The organism is Massilia sp. LMS1-1-1.1 (assembly GCF_040815535.1).
In the GTDB taxonomy this organism is placed as follows: domain Bacteria; phylum Pseudomonadota; class Gammaproteobacteria; order Burkholderiales; family Burkholderiaceae_D; genus Janthinobacterium; species Janthinobacterium aestuarii.
On the sequence record NZ_JBFPNG010000012.1, the window covers coordinates 312,976 to 325,796 of the forward strand.

General features: G+C 61.9%; 9 protein-coding genes and 8 tRNA genes. 15 read left to right on the top strand and 2 right to left on the bottom strand.

The features are described from left to right. The first annotated feature begins 48 nt into the window (after positions 1-48). On the top strand, positions 49-1,731 hold the full coding sequence (locus MRBLMS1_RS11400) for an alkaline phosphatase family protein (RefSeq protein WP_485879477.1): 1,683 nt from the start codon (positions 49-51) through the stop codon (positions 1,729-1,731). Between the two features lie 221 nt (positions 1,732-1,952). On the opposite strand, the gene MRBLMS1_RS11405 is transcribed toward MRBLMS1_RS11400, so the two are convergent. Continuing rightward, positions 1,953-3,515, bottom strand: a complete 1,563-nt coding sequence (locus MRBLMS1_RS11405; RefSeq protein WP_485879478.1) for a phospholipase D family protein — start codon at positions 3,513-3,515, stop codon at positions 1,953-1,955. 72 nt (positions 3,516-3,587) lie between these two features. After that, a complete protein-coding gene (gene lysA, locus MRBLMS1_RS11410) occupies positions 3,588-4,832 on the bottom strand; it encodes a diaminopimelate decarboxylase (RefSeq protein WP_485879479.1) in 1,245 nt (414 codons plus the stop codon). A 148-nt stretch (positions 4,833-4,980) separates the two neighbouring features. Between lysA and MRBLMS1_RS11415 the strand changes: the two genes are divergently transcribed. From MRBLMS1_RS11415 to MRBLMS1_RS11480, 14 genes are all read left to right on the top strand, one after another. Continuing rightward, positions 4,981-5,892, top strand: coding sequence for a LysR family transcriptional regulator (locus MRBLMS1_RS11415; RefSeq protein WP_139092551.1), 912 nt, complete (start codon positions 4,981-4,983; stop codon positions 5,890-5,892). A gap of 153 nt (positions 5,893-6,045) precedes the next feature. Beyond that, the gene (gltX, locus tag MRBLMS1_RS11420; RefSeq protein WP_128139883.1) at positions 6,046-7,452 is read left to right on the top strand and encodes a glutamate--tRNA ligase; all 1,407 of its coding nucleotides are present in this window, start codon (positions 6,046-6,048) and stop codon (positions 7,450-7,452) included. A gap of 124 nt (positions 7,453-7,576) precedes the next feature. After that, positions 7,577-7,652, top strand: a tRNA-Ala gene (locus MRBLMS1_RS11425). Between the two features lie 67 nt (positions 7,653-7,719). Continuing rightward, a tRNA-Glu gene (locus MRBLMS1_RS11430) sits at positions 7,720-7,795 on the top strand. Between the two features lie 133 nt (positions 7,796-7,928). Continuing rightward, positions 7,929-8,004, top strand: a tRNA-Ala gene (locus MRBLMS1_RS11435). A gap of 36 nt (positions 8,005-8,040) precedes the next feature. Further along, positions 8,041-8,116: transfer RNA gene (locus MRBLMS1_RS11440), tRNA-Glu, on the top strand. A gap of 47 nt (positions 8,117-8,163) precedes the next feature. Further along, positions 8,164-8,239 (top strand) — tRNA-Ala (locus MRBLMS1_RS11445). 393 nt (positions 8,240-8,632) lie between these two features. Beyond that, positions 8,633-8,708 (top strand) — tRNA-Glu (locus tag MRBLMS1_RS11450). Positions 8,709-8,832: 124 nt separating this feature from the next. After that, a tRNA-Glu gene (locus MRBLMS1_RS11455) sits at positions 8,833-8,908 on the top strand. A gap of 56 nt (positions 8,909-8,964) precedes the next feature. Further along, a tRNA-Glu gene (locus tag MRBLMS1_RS11460) sits at positions 8,965-9,040 on the top strand. Positions 9,041-9,135: 95 nt separating this feature from the next. Then, entirely contained in the window at positions 9,136-10,305 is a 1,170-nt protein-coding gene (gene earP / locus MRBLMS1_RS11465) for an elongation factor P maturation arginine rhamnosyltransferase EarP (RefSeq protein ID WP_485879480.1), read from the top strand. Between the two features lie 135 nt (positions 10,306-10,440). Continuing rightward, positions 10,441-11,016 (top strand): elongation factor P, encoded by a 576-nt coding sequence (locus MRBLMS1_RS11470; RefSeq protein ID WP_034758247.1) that lies wholly within the window; start codon positions 10,441-10,443, stop codon positions 11,014-11,016. A 200-nt stretch (positions 11,017-11,216) separates the two neighbouring features. Further along, positions 11,217-12,323 carry an amidase family protein gene (locus tag MRBLMS1_RS11475; RefSeq protein WP_485879481.1) on the top strand — a complete coding sequence of 369 codons (1,107 nt, stop codon included), beginning with the start codon at positions 11,217-11,219 and terminating at the stop codon, positions 12,321-12,323. A 29-nt stretch (positions 12,324-12,352) separates the two neighbouring features. Further along, positions 12,353-12,763, top strand: a complete 411-nt coding sequence (locus tag MRBLMS1_RS11480) for a hypothetical protein (protein WP_219329826.1) — start codon at positions 12,353-12,355, stop codon at positions 12,761-12,763. Positions 12,764-12,821: the final 58 nt, after the last annotated feature.

A 12,821-nucleotide genomic window follows, 5' to 3' on the forward strand; every position in this document is an offset into this window, starting at 1 on the left:
ATATAGTCGGCGTATGCTGCCCGGTGGCCTAACTTTTGATGAGCGGATATGACGAAACATTTCTCCCTTTCCCGACAACTGGCGCAGGCGCTGCTGCTGGTCGCTGGCGTGGCGGCGTGCCAGGCGCATGCGGCCAAGGCGGTGCCTGCTGCTGCCTCTGCGGCGCAGCCGAAGCTGGTCGTCGTGTTGGTAGTGGACGGCTTGCCGCAAGAGCAGGTGACGCGCTACCGCGACCAGTTCGGCCAGGGCGGGTTCCGCCGCCTGCTGGAGCAGGGCGCGTGGTTCAGCGATGCGCACCAGGCGCACGGCATCACGGTCACCGCCATCGGCCACTCGGCCGTGCTGTCGGGCGCCTATCCTTACCAGCATGGCGTGATCGGCAATAACTGGATCGATCCCGTCACGAAAAAATCCGTGTACTGCACCGAGGATGGCAATTTCCATTACATCGGCGAAGAAACGCAACCCGACGACGGCACGGCGCCGACCAGGCTGCGCGTGAGCACCCTCGGCGACGAACTGCGTTATTCCACGGGCGACAAGGCCAAGGTCGTCACCGTGTCGGGCAAGGACCGGGGCGCCATCCTGCTGGCCGGGAAAACGGGCACGGCGTACATGTACATGGAAAAGACGGGCAATTTCGCCAGCAGCACCTACTATATGCAGCAGCATCCGCAATGGGTGCAGCGCTACCAGGCCGCCAAGCCGCAGGGCCGCTATTACGGCAAGAGCTGGACGCCGCTGCTGGCCGATGCGGCCTATGTCAATGATGCCCGCGATGACATCGTGGCGGCCAAGCCGGGCACGCGCAACACCTTCCCGTTTGCCTACTACAGCGACAGCGGCAAGCTTGATGGCGAGTACTACAGCCGCCTGAAATCCGGTCCCTTCCTCGATGAGCTGACCCTGGAATTCGCCCGCGCCGCCATCGATGGCGAGAACCTGGGCCGCAACCCGGCCGGCGTGCCCGATATCCTCGGCGTGAGCCTGTCTGCGCACGACTACGTGAACCATGCCTACGGCCCGGAAAGCAAGATGTCGCACGACCACCTGCAGCGCCTGGACCGCATGCTGGCCGGCTTCTTTGCCGACCTGGATAAAAAAGTCGGCATGGATAACGTGCTCGTGGTGCTGACGGCCGACCATGGTTTTGCCAACGTGCCGGAATTTTCCGAAACGCGCGGCTTCTCCGCCAAACGCATCGACGGCGCCAAACTGGTCGATGCGCTGAACCAGCACCTGGCCGCAACCCTGGGCATCGACAAGCTGGTGACGGCGTCGTCACTGCCGAATATCTACCTCGATTACGCGCTGGCGGAAAAGCGCGGCGTCCATCGCGCCGCCCTGGAAGACGCGGCGGCCCGCTTTCTGATGCAGCAGGACGGCCTGGCCCAAGTCTACACGCGCACGCAGATGGAAACGGGAGCCGTCGCCACGCGCATGGACACCCTGATGCGCCGCGCCTGGAACCGCCAGCTGTCGGGCGACCTGATGCTGGTGACAAAACCGGCCTGGTACTTCGGCAAGGGCAGCGGTGGCACTTCGCACGGCACGCCCTACACGTATGACACCAACGTGCCGCTGATGGTCTTCGGCCCCCGCTGGATCAAGCCGGGCGCCTATGGCCAGTACGCGGAAGTGGTCGACATCGCGCCGACCTTGGCCCACCTGCTGCGCATACGCCAGCCGTCGGCGTCGGAAGGGCGGATTTTGACGGAAGCGGTGCGGTAAAAGGGAGGTGCTACGCGCTTGTCGGGTTACGCGCTTTGCGCTAACCTGACCTACGATGACCTTGCGTAGAGCGTAGGTCGGATTAGCGGGGCAAAGCCCCGCGTAATCCGACAACAAAGTTGGCCAGGTTTGTGGTGTTGTCGGCTTACGCGCTGCGCGCTAAGCCGACCTACAATGACCTTGCGAAGAGCGTAATCCGACAACAACGTTGGCAAAACCGCTTACAGCAACCAGTCGATCGGCAGCACCGACAGGATCGCCACGCCCATGCGCTTCCACACGCTGGTGCCTGGTTCCGTGTCGTAGCGCGTGGTGGCGCCGCTGGCGTCGCGGGCGAGCCAGTACAGCGCGCCGTCGTCGCCCAGCAGCACCTGGTAGGCGCGCTGCGGGATCGTGGTGCGCATGGCTAGCCCCAGCTGGCTGGCCAGCGCGGGGCTGTCGATGACGAGGCCCATTTCCGTATTCAGCTCGATCGAGCGCGGGTCGAAGTTGAACGAGCCGACAAAGATGCGCTGGTCGTCGACGGCAAAGGTCTTCGCATGCAGGCTCGATGCGGAACTGCCGAAGCGGCCCGTCTGTTCGCGCGCATCGCCTGCTTCCCACGAGCGGCGCGATTCATACAGCAGCACGCCCGCTTCCAGCAGCGGTTTCCTCCACTTCGCATAACCGGCATGCACGGCCGCCACGTCGGTCGCTTCCAGCGCATTCGTCAGGATGCGCACGCCCACACCCTTTTTCGCCAGGTCGGCAAAGGCTTGCGTGCCCGATTTGCCGGGCACGAAATACGGCGACACCAGGTCCACTTCCTTTTCCGGCACGCCCAGCAGGTTTTGAAGGTTTTCCGCCACGCCCGTGCCGGGCCTGGCCTTGTCCAGCACCTTGGCCGGGTCGTCGCTGACCATGCGCGTCCTGGCCCATTCGAAGGGCAAGGTGCGTTCCATCATCTGCTTGACGAAGGGCGAGGTGCGCAGCGCCTGCACGTATTCCTCGGCCGCCTTGGTGTCGTCGATGCGGTCCGCCTCGGCGGCGATGGTGGCCGCGTCGCCTTCGACTGGGCTCGTCAGCAGCAGCCTGGCCGGGTAGGCCGAGGCACTGTTCCAGTAGCGGTCGAAATCGTGCGAGACGTCATCGACGACGGGGCCGATGGCCAGCACGTCCAGGTCGGCGAACAGCACGTCGCCGGCCGCGCCAAAATATTCGTCGCCCACATTGCGCCCGCCAACGATGGTGGCCTGGTTGTCGGCCGTGAACGATTTGTTGTGCATGCGCCGGTTGAGGCGCGAAAAATCCGTGGCAAATGCCAGCGCGCGCGGCGTGCGGGGAATAAAGGGATTGAACAGGCGGATTTCCAGATTCTGCTGCTTGCCCAGCATGGTCAGGGTCTGGTCCAGTCCCCCCGTGTTGTTATCGTCGAGCAGCAGGCGCACGCGCACGCCCCGTTCGGCCGCCTGGCGCAAGGCATCGAACAGCAAGGTGCCCGTGATGTCCTTGTGCCAGATGTAGTATTGCACGTCCAGGCTGCGCTGCGCCGCGGCGGCCAGCAGGGCGCGCGCGGCAAACGCATCGCGCCCGTCCACCAGCGGATAGATGCCGGACACGCCCGGATGCTGCGCCACCATGGGCGCAATGGCCGTGGCCAATTGGGTATGCTTTGTGTCGGCGATGACGTTGGAGGGGATGCGGCTTTCCAGCGAGGGCAGTGAAGCGCAGCCGGCGAGGATGGCGGACAGCAGCAGGGGCAGCAAGAAACTGCCGCTGCGGCGGGCAAGGGTGGTGGCGGGCATGGCGGGCTTTCATCGAGTTGCCCCGATGTTAGCAGATGCGCATGCCCGCACGCGGCGCGCTGTTGAAGCCGCTTAGAGTTGTTCCAGCGCGATCAGCTCGGCCACCGTCTGGCGGCGGCGGATCAAGCGGGACTGCTCGCCATCGACCAGGTATTCGGCCGCATGGGGGCGGCTGTTGTAGTTCGACGACATCGACGCGCCATACGCGCCCGCGCCTTCAAAGACGACGTAGTCGCCCACCTGCGCTGCTGGCAGCAGACGTGTTTCGACCACGCCGCCATCACGCTGGGTAAACACGTCGCCCGATTCGCACAAGGGGCCGCCGACGACGGTGGCGCATGCGGGGCTGGCGTCCAGTGCGCGGCCATCATGCGCGATCACCGACATTTCATGGTAGCTGCCGTACATGGCGGGGCGCATCAGTTCATTGAAGCCCGTATCGAGCAGGGTGAAGTGGTTGCCGCCCATTTGCTTGGTGGCGCGCACTTCGGCCACCAGCAGGCCCGCGTCGGCCACGAGGAAGCGGCCCGGTTCGATTTCCAGGTGCACGGGATGGCCCAGGTGCGCCTCGATCTGCTTGCGTGCCGCATCCCACAGCTCGAAATAATGATTCGTGTCGACGGGCTGCTCGCCTTCGCGGTAAGGCACGGACAGGCCGCCGCCCGTGGAAATGGCTTCCAGGTCGTGGCCCATGTTCTTGACCAGGTCGACCATGGTGCCGCAGACGGTTTCCAGGTGGCTGTAGTCGACGCCCGAGCCGATGTGCATGTGCAGGCCCACCAGGTGCAATCCATGCGCGCGGATGACGGCCAGCGCCTCCGGCAGCTCTTCGTGCCAGATACCGTGCTTGCTGTTTTCGCCGCCTGTGTTGGTCTTGTTGCTGTGGCCATGGCCATAGCCGGGATTGATGCGCAGCCAGACGCGGTGGCCTGGCGACACGGGGCCCAGCTGGCGCAGCATGTCAACGGAGCCGCAATTGACTTCAATTTTTGCTGCCGCCACGCGCGCCAGGGTGGCGCGGTCGAACAGGTCGCAGGTAAACACCACGCCAGCGGCGCCATGCGTTTGCGCCGGCGTAAAGCCTGCCTGCAGCGCGCGTTCGATTTCGCCCAGCGAGACGGCATCCACGTGCACGCCCGCTTCGCGCATCAATGTCAGCAGGTGAATGTTCGAATTGGCCTTTTGCGCGAAGCGCACGGTGTCAAACTGCGCCAGTTGGGCGATGCGCGCGCGGATGGTGGCCGCGTCATACACCCACAATGGCGTGCCGTGTTCCTGGGCGAGTTGGGCGAGGGAGGCGTCTGGCACTGGTTTCATGGTGGTTGTCTTTGTCATGTTGTGGGGTGGTGTCGGATTACGCGGGCTTTGCCCGCTAATCCGATCTGCGAAGCTGGCCATGATGCGGTTTTTTTGGTTAAACATAAAATATCCATTTAAGCTGACCTTATTCATTTATGATATGGCCATGACTATCTCCCTGCGCCATATCGAAGTCTTTCGCGCCATCATGACGACGGGCAGCGTGACGGCCGCCGCCGCCATGCTGCACACGTCGCAGCCCACCGTCAGCCGCGAGCTGGCGCGCCTCGAGCATTTGACGGGCTTGACCCTGTTCGAGCGCGAGCGGGGACGGTTGCGTCCGACGGCCCAGGCGCTGCAGCTGTTCGAGGAAGTGCAGCGCGCGTACTTCGGCCTCGAACGCATCGTCAGCACGGCGGCGGCCTTGCGCCAGTTCGACCAGGGGCAGTTGTCGATCGCCTGCCTGCCCGTGTTTTCCCAGTCCTTGCTGCCGCAGGCGTGCAAGCGCTTCGTCGCCGATTTTCCCAAGGTGAGCATCAGCATCACGCCGCAGGAGTCGCCGCTGCTGGAAGAGTGGTTGTCGGCGCAGCGCCACGATATCGGCCTGACGGAAGTGGGCAATGCGCCGCCGGGCACCGCGCTCGCCACCCTGATGTCCGTCGATGAAGTGTGCGTGCTGCCCGACGGCCATGCGCTCGCCGGCAAGGCCGTGCTGCAGCCGGCGGACTTCGCGGGCCAGCCTTTCATCAGCCTGGCCGCCGTCGACCCGTATCGCCAGCAGATCGACGCCATCTTCGCGCAGGCCGGCGTGGAGCGGCGCATGGCGCTCGACACGCACAGCGCCGCTTCCGTGTGCGCGATGGTGCGCGAAGGCGTGGGGCTGGCCATCGTCAATCCGCTCACGGCCCTCGACTATGCGGGGCAGGGCTTGCAGATCCGCCGCTTTGCCGTGTCCTTGCCGTTCACCGTGAATCTGGTCAAGCCTTTGCACCGGCCCTTGTCGCAACTGGTGGCCCTGTTCGAGCAGGCGCTGCATGCGCAGGCGGACGAGGTGAAAAGGCGGCTGCTGGCACTATAAGACAAGCCCCTTGAAGGACCGGGGTCCGACCCTCAGGGGAAATGGGACCCAGTGGGCCCCATTTCGATCACGAAGTGACTGACCCGGGGTTTGCCTTAGGGCTTTGCTTAGGTAGTAAAATGGCGTTTTACTTATTCAAGCCTGATTACTTCGATGACCACAACCGCTACTCCCGTCCGTACCCGTTTCGCTCCCAGCCCGACCGGCTATCTGCACCTGGGCGGCGCCCGCACCGCTTTATACAGCTGGGCGTATGCCCGCCACTTCGGCGGCACCTTCGTGCTGCGCATCGAGGACACGGATGTGGAGCGTTCCACGCCGGAAGCCGTGCAAGCCATCATCGAAGGCATGAAGTGGCTGGGTCTGGACCACGACGAAGGCCCGTTCTACCAGATGCAGCGCATGGACCGCTATCGCGAAGTGGTGGCGCAGATGCTGGCCGAAGGCACGGCATACCACTGCTACTCGTCGCCGGAAGAAGTCGAAGCGATGCGCGAGCGCATGCGCGCCGCTGGCGAAAAGCCGCGCTACGACGGCACCTGGCGCCCGGAGCCGGGCAAGACCCTGCCGGCCATTCCTGCCGACCGCAAGCCCGTCGTGCGTTTCAAGAATCCGCTCGATGGCGACGTGAGCTGGGACGACGTGGTCAAGGGCACGATCACGATCTCGAACCGCGAGCTGGACGATCTGGTGATCGCGCGTCCGGACGGCACGCCGACGTACAACTTCTGCGTGGCAGTCGATGACTGGGACATGCAGATCACCCACGTGATCCGCGGCGACGACCATGTGAACAACACCCCGCGCCAGATCAATATCCTGCGCGCCATCGGCGCACCGCTGCCGCTGTACGGCCACCTGCCGATGATCCTTGGTGCGGATGGCGAAAAGCTGTCGAAGCGCCACGGCGCCGTCAGCGTGATGGATTACCCGGCGCAAGGCTTCCTGCCGGAAGCGATGCTGAACTACCTGGCGCGCCTGGGCTGGAGCCATGGCGACGATGAGGTGTTCTCGACCGAGCAGTTCTGCCAGTGGTTCAACCTGAACCACCTGTCCAAGTCCGCCGCCCAGTTCAACAATGAAAAACTGGCCTGGCTGAACAATCACTATATCAAGCAGGCCGACAACACGCGTCTGGCCGACCTGGCCCGTCCGCAAATGGTCGCTGCCGGCGCCGTCTTCGAAGGCGCGCCGGACCTGGCACAAGTGCTGGGCATGATGAAAGAGCGCGCCAACACGGTCAATGAACTGGCTGCCGCTTCGATGTTGTTCTTCCGCGAGCCGCAGCCGGAAGCGGAACTGGTGGCGCAGCACATCACGGATGCCATCAAGCCCGTGCTGGCGCAGTTTGCCGAGCGCATCGCCACGGTGGAGTGGAGCAAGGAAGCCGTGGCCGCCATGATCAAGGAAGTGCTGGCCGCCAATACCATCAAGATGCCGCTGCTGGCCATGCCTTTGCGCTTGATTTTGACGGGCCAGTTGCAGACCCCGGCCATCGACCAGGTAGTGGTGATCTTCGGCCGCGACACCGTGCTGGCGCGCCTGGCAAAGTGGCTGTAATCGCCGCTCTTAAATACGCGTAAAAATACGGTGCGGAAACCGCCCCTATGAAAAGTTGCTCATAGACGAAAAAGGGTATTTGCAGAGTGAAACTTCTTTGCTATACTCTTGTTTCTGCACCAACGGGGGTATAGCTCAGCTGGGAGAGCGCTTGCATGGCATGCAAGAGGTCAGCGGTTCGATCCCGCTTACCTCCACCAGCAGCAAAATCGCAGTCAGGTTTTGTTAGTCGTTGAAGTGGTGCAGATGTTGTTTGGAAGTTCCGCGGTCCCCATCGTCTAGAGGCCTAGGACATCACCCTTTCACGGTGAGTACAGGGGTTCGAATCCCCTTGGGGACGCCAGGTTGTTGTGGTATAGTAGTGGCAGTTGTTTGTACTGATTGTTGTAAGTTCAGGCCCGTAAAAACGGAATCTGGATGGAAAGCAAGTAGTGGAACAAAGTCGCCAAGTGCGGCTTTTATTATTTCTGCGCCCGGGGGGTATAGCTCAGCTGGGAGAGCGCTTGCATGGCATGCAAGAGGTCAGCGGTTCGATCCCGCTTACCTCCACCAACAGCGCAGAGGTAAAGAAGTAAATGTAGTGCCGAGGTCCCCATCGTCTAGAGGCCTAGGACATCACCCTTTCACGGTGAGTACAGGGGTTCGAATCCCCTTGGGGACGCCAGTTCAGTCTGGTGTTGTAGTAAAGAAGTAGCAGTGTTTCTGCGCCCGGGGGGTATAGCTCAGCTGGGAGAGCGCTTGCATGGCATGCAAGAGGTCAGCGGTTCGATCCCGCTTACCTCCACCAACAGCGCAGAAACAGGTAGTGAATAAATCAAAGTCGCCTCGAGCGGCTTTTTTTATTTTGGCAAAGTATTTCCACCATACCCTCGGGGGAATGTGGCGTAGGTCGGATTAGCGCAGCGTAATCCGACAACACCGTCGACCCAAATCAACATCCATATTCATGTCGAGTCGCTTATGCGGCTTTTTTTGCGCCTGCTGAAATCGCAATAACGCAGTATTGCCATATCGCACGAGCATCTTCTGCCTCATAGCGAGATCCCTGCAAATAAGATGCAAAATAAAACCCTTGGCAGTTGATTTCGTGAATCACCCCATGCTATACTTCGCGCACGCTTTTTTGAGGGGCTAAGCAAAGCCTTCAACGAAGAGTCCGCTGAGAGTAAAGCCAGCACAGGTCCCCATCGTCTAGAGGCCTAGGACATCACCCTTTCACGGTGAGTACAGGGGTTCGAATCCCCTTGGGGACGCCAGGATTTCGTTGTAAAGTAAGAGTGCAGTGCTGAACGGGCCTGACAAGTCAGGCTTTTTTTGTTTCTGTCATATCGCTGCAGTACCGGGTCAGGATGCGAAGTAGTGCATTCAGGACAGATTTCTGTCCCCATCGTCTAGAGGCCTAGGACATCACCCTTTCACGGTGAGTACAGGGGTTCGAATCCCCTTGGGGACGCCAGATTCGCGTAGTAACAAGGTCGGGATGCAGAGCAGCGCATTCAGGACAGATTTTCTGTCCCCATCGTCTAGAGGCCTAGGACATCACCCTTTCACGGTGAGTACAGGGGTTCGAATCCCCTTGGGGACGCCAGACCGGCTGAATCAGCCAACAACAAAGCCGCCTGGTAACAGTGCGGCTTTTTTGTTATGGGCTGCCATGTCACGTTTTTCTCTTCTCCTTTGAATATGCCATTAGCTACCGATCGCGCGCCATCCCTGGCCATCTTCTGCAAAGTCGTCGACAACTACGGCGATATCGGCATTTGCTGGCGCCTCGCGCGGCAGTTGGGCGGCGAGCACGGCGTGGCCGTCACCCTGTGGGTCGACGATCTGGCCAGTTTCCAGCGCATTTGCCCCGCGATCGACGTGGCAGCCGAAGCGCAGCAGGTGTCCGGTGTTATGGTCCGCCATTGGCGCGGCCAGGATGGCGTGTTTGCGCCAGCCGATATCGCCGACATCGTCATCGAATTCTTTGCCTGCGACATTCCGCCCGGCTATATCGCCGCCATGGCGCAGTGCGCGCCCCAGCCCGTGTGGCTGAACCTGGAAGGCTTGACGGCGGAAGAGTGGGTCGAGGGCTGTCATGCGCTGACGTCGCCGCGCCACGGCATGATCAAGCATTTCTTCTTCCCCGGCTTCACGGATAAAACGGGTGGCTTGCTGCGCGAAGCGGCGCTCGACGAGCGGCGTCTGGCGTTCCAGTCCGATGCGTCCGCCATGGCGGCATTTCTCGGGCGATTCGGCGTGACGGCGGCGGAAATGCGCGCCTTGAAAGTGTCGCTGTTCTGCTATCCATCCGCTCCCGTCGCCGAGCTGTTTGCGGCTTGGCAGGCGGGCAGCGAACCCGTGACATGCCTGGTGCCGGAAGGCGTCGCGTTCGATGCCGTTCAAGCGTTTATCGGCGACGATGCGGCGATGGCCGGGGCGGCGCGCACGCGCGGCGCGCTTACCGTGCGCGTCCTGCCTTTCGTGCCGCAAGACGATTACGACCGTCTGCTGTGGGCTTGCGACGTGAACCTGGTGCGTGGCGAAGACTCGTTTGTACGCGCGCAATGGGCGGGCCAGCCGTTTCTCTGGCACATCTATCTGCAGGATGAAAACTTGCATCACGTGAAATTGCGCGCCTTCCTGCAGCGCTATGCCGTGGACGCGGACGGCCCCATCGACAGCCTGGTGCAGGCGGCGCTGGCCTGGAATGGCGCCAGCGCGGACGCCTTGCCATGGGCCCAGCTGTGGCACGCATTGCAGGCCGATCTGCCGCGCATCCGGGCGCGTGCACATGATTGGCAGCGGCAGATGCAGGCTAATGGCGATCTGGCAAGTAACCTGCTGGCGTTCGCTGGCGCGACGAGATAGGCGCTTGCCCAAAATTAAGGTAAAATGCCCGGTTATTTCTAACGTATTTTTAACCGATCAAACGCAAGCTTGCGGCGCTGATGGCGCACAGGCGGCAGATGGTCTTCATGCAACCCACTTTTTACGTACATTCCTATGAAACCCGCAAAAGAAATTCGTGTTGGCAATATCATCATGGTCGACAGCAAGCCTATGATCGTGTTGCGTTCTGATGTCAACGGTTCGAGCCGCACGGGCTTCACCTACAAATGGAAGATGAAAAATCTTCTGACGAACACCCCGATGGAAAACGTGTTCCGCGGCGACGACAAGTTCGACGTTGTTGTTCTGGATAAAAAGCCAGTGACGTATTCGTACTTCGCCGACCCGCTGTTCGTGTTCATGGACACCGAGTACAACCAGTACGAAATCGAAGAAGAAAACCTGGGCGAAGCGCTGAACTACCTGAAAGATGGCATGGAATGCGAAGCCATTTTCTACGACGGCAAAGCTATCTCCGTTGAACTGCCTACGACCATCGCCCGTCAAGTGGTGTACTCGGAGCCAGCGGTCAAGGGCAACACTTCGGGCAACGTCCTGAAAGAAGCCAAGATCGAAAACGCCATCGACGCGCACCGCCACACCGTGCAAGTGCCACTGTTCGTGGCACAGGACGACGTCATCGAAATCGACACCCGTACCAACGAATACAAGCGTGTCGTACGCAACTGATTTGCTCCAGTACTGGACCATCAAGAAACGCTGCCTTCGGGCGGCGTTTTTTTTTGCTTGGAAAATAATTCCTTATCACAACTATTAGCTTGCAAGGACTGCTATGCTATGGCTAGCACATTATTGCGGTAGAAACATTGAAGTTTCTTGGAGATACGATGCAGCGCAGTCAGATGTTACGCAGTGGCGCGTCCCGGAGCGTGTCGCGCCCCGTACTGGCCCGAGCCACGGCGCCGGCCAGTCCCATGGCCCATCTGCTCGACGCCGGCGTATTGCCGCAACAGCAGATGATGCAGGCAGGCAAACTCAGTTCCCATGCGCTGACGTCGCAATACCTGGCCCGCATCCGCTCCCTGTGCAGCATCGGCGCGCGCGCCTATCCCGGCATTGAAATCAATCCCGACGCCTTGAAAATCGCCCTGGAAATGGACCGCGAGCGGCAAGTGCACAAGGTGCGCGGCCCCTTGCACGGCATCCCCGTCGTCTTGCGCGACAACATCGCCACGGGCGACCGCATGAAGACGCGCACCCAGGCGCCCCTGGCCACGCACGCCAGCTGCGATTCCTTCGTGGCGGCGCGCTTGCGCGCGGCCGGCGCCGTCATCATCGGCAAAAGCAATTTGCGCCAGTGGGCGGCCGTCAGCGTGCCGCATGCCAGTGCCAGCTGGGCCGGGCTCACCATCCTGGCCGTCGACAGCGCGGCGGATGGCTCCATCGTCGCGCCTGCTTCAAACTGCGGCCTGGTTGCCATCAAACCCACGGGCAGGGCCGCTGGCGGGCAGGGCGGTGAGCCAGCCACTGCCGGACCGATGGCGCCCAGCGTGCGCGAGGCGGCCTGGCTGCTCGCTGCCTTGAGCGGCGAGCGCCTGGCCGATGGCATGGTGTTTGATGCCGCCGGCCTGCACGGGCGCCGCATCGGCGTGGCGCGCAGCCTGTTCGGCCTGTGCGCCGGGACCGATGCCGTGATCGAGCAGGCGCTGAACGTGCTGCGCGAGCAGGGCGCGGAACTGATCGAATTGCCTCCCGCGCCCGGGCCGGGCGGCATCGACGCGCTGCTGCGTTCGCATGGGTTTGATGCGCTGGTGGGGCCGACTTGCCACGGCGTAGCGCAGCCGCAGCCCGACTTGCCGCACATCACGGTGCCCGCTGGCGTGGCCGGGGGCTTGCCGGTCGGCTTGTCTTTCATCGGCCCTGCCCACGGCGAGAAGCCGCTCATTGCGATGGCATATGCCTATGAGCAGGCGACTTTGCACCGGCGCACGCCCGCACTGCCATCGAGCATCACCCTGGCGCTGCGCCGACCATGATGATTCCTTTCGTTTTCTTTCGATAAACTATGCTTGCAACCTTGCTGCTGAGTGCCGCCGTGGCCGCCACCCCGACTCCTTTCGATGCCGAGCAATTGTCCGGCAGCTGGTCCGACAGCGTGAATACGAATAGTGTGTGCGAAGAAGCACGCCACTTCACGCGCATGCAGCTGTCTGACGACCATCAGCGGCTGGCGATCTTCAACGACCGCACGTGGAAAAGCAAGCTGGGCGAAACCAACCGCTTTGCCGCGACGGTCGTGGCGGAAACGGAGCATAGCCTGACGCTACGCTATGACAATGAAACCCGCCTCAATGCCGCTGGCAAGCTGGTGGAATGGCAATTGATCATCGTCGCGCCCGGCGTGTACCGCTGGCGCGAGACGGGCTGGCCGGAAGGCAAGGTCAACGGGGTGGTCGGCATCCGCTGTTCTCCCTGAGGCGCGCACACAAGCATGCCATTCTGCTATGCTTTCGGCATTACCCGATGTTTTTAGG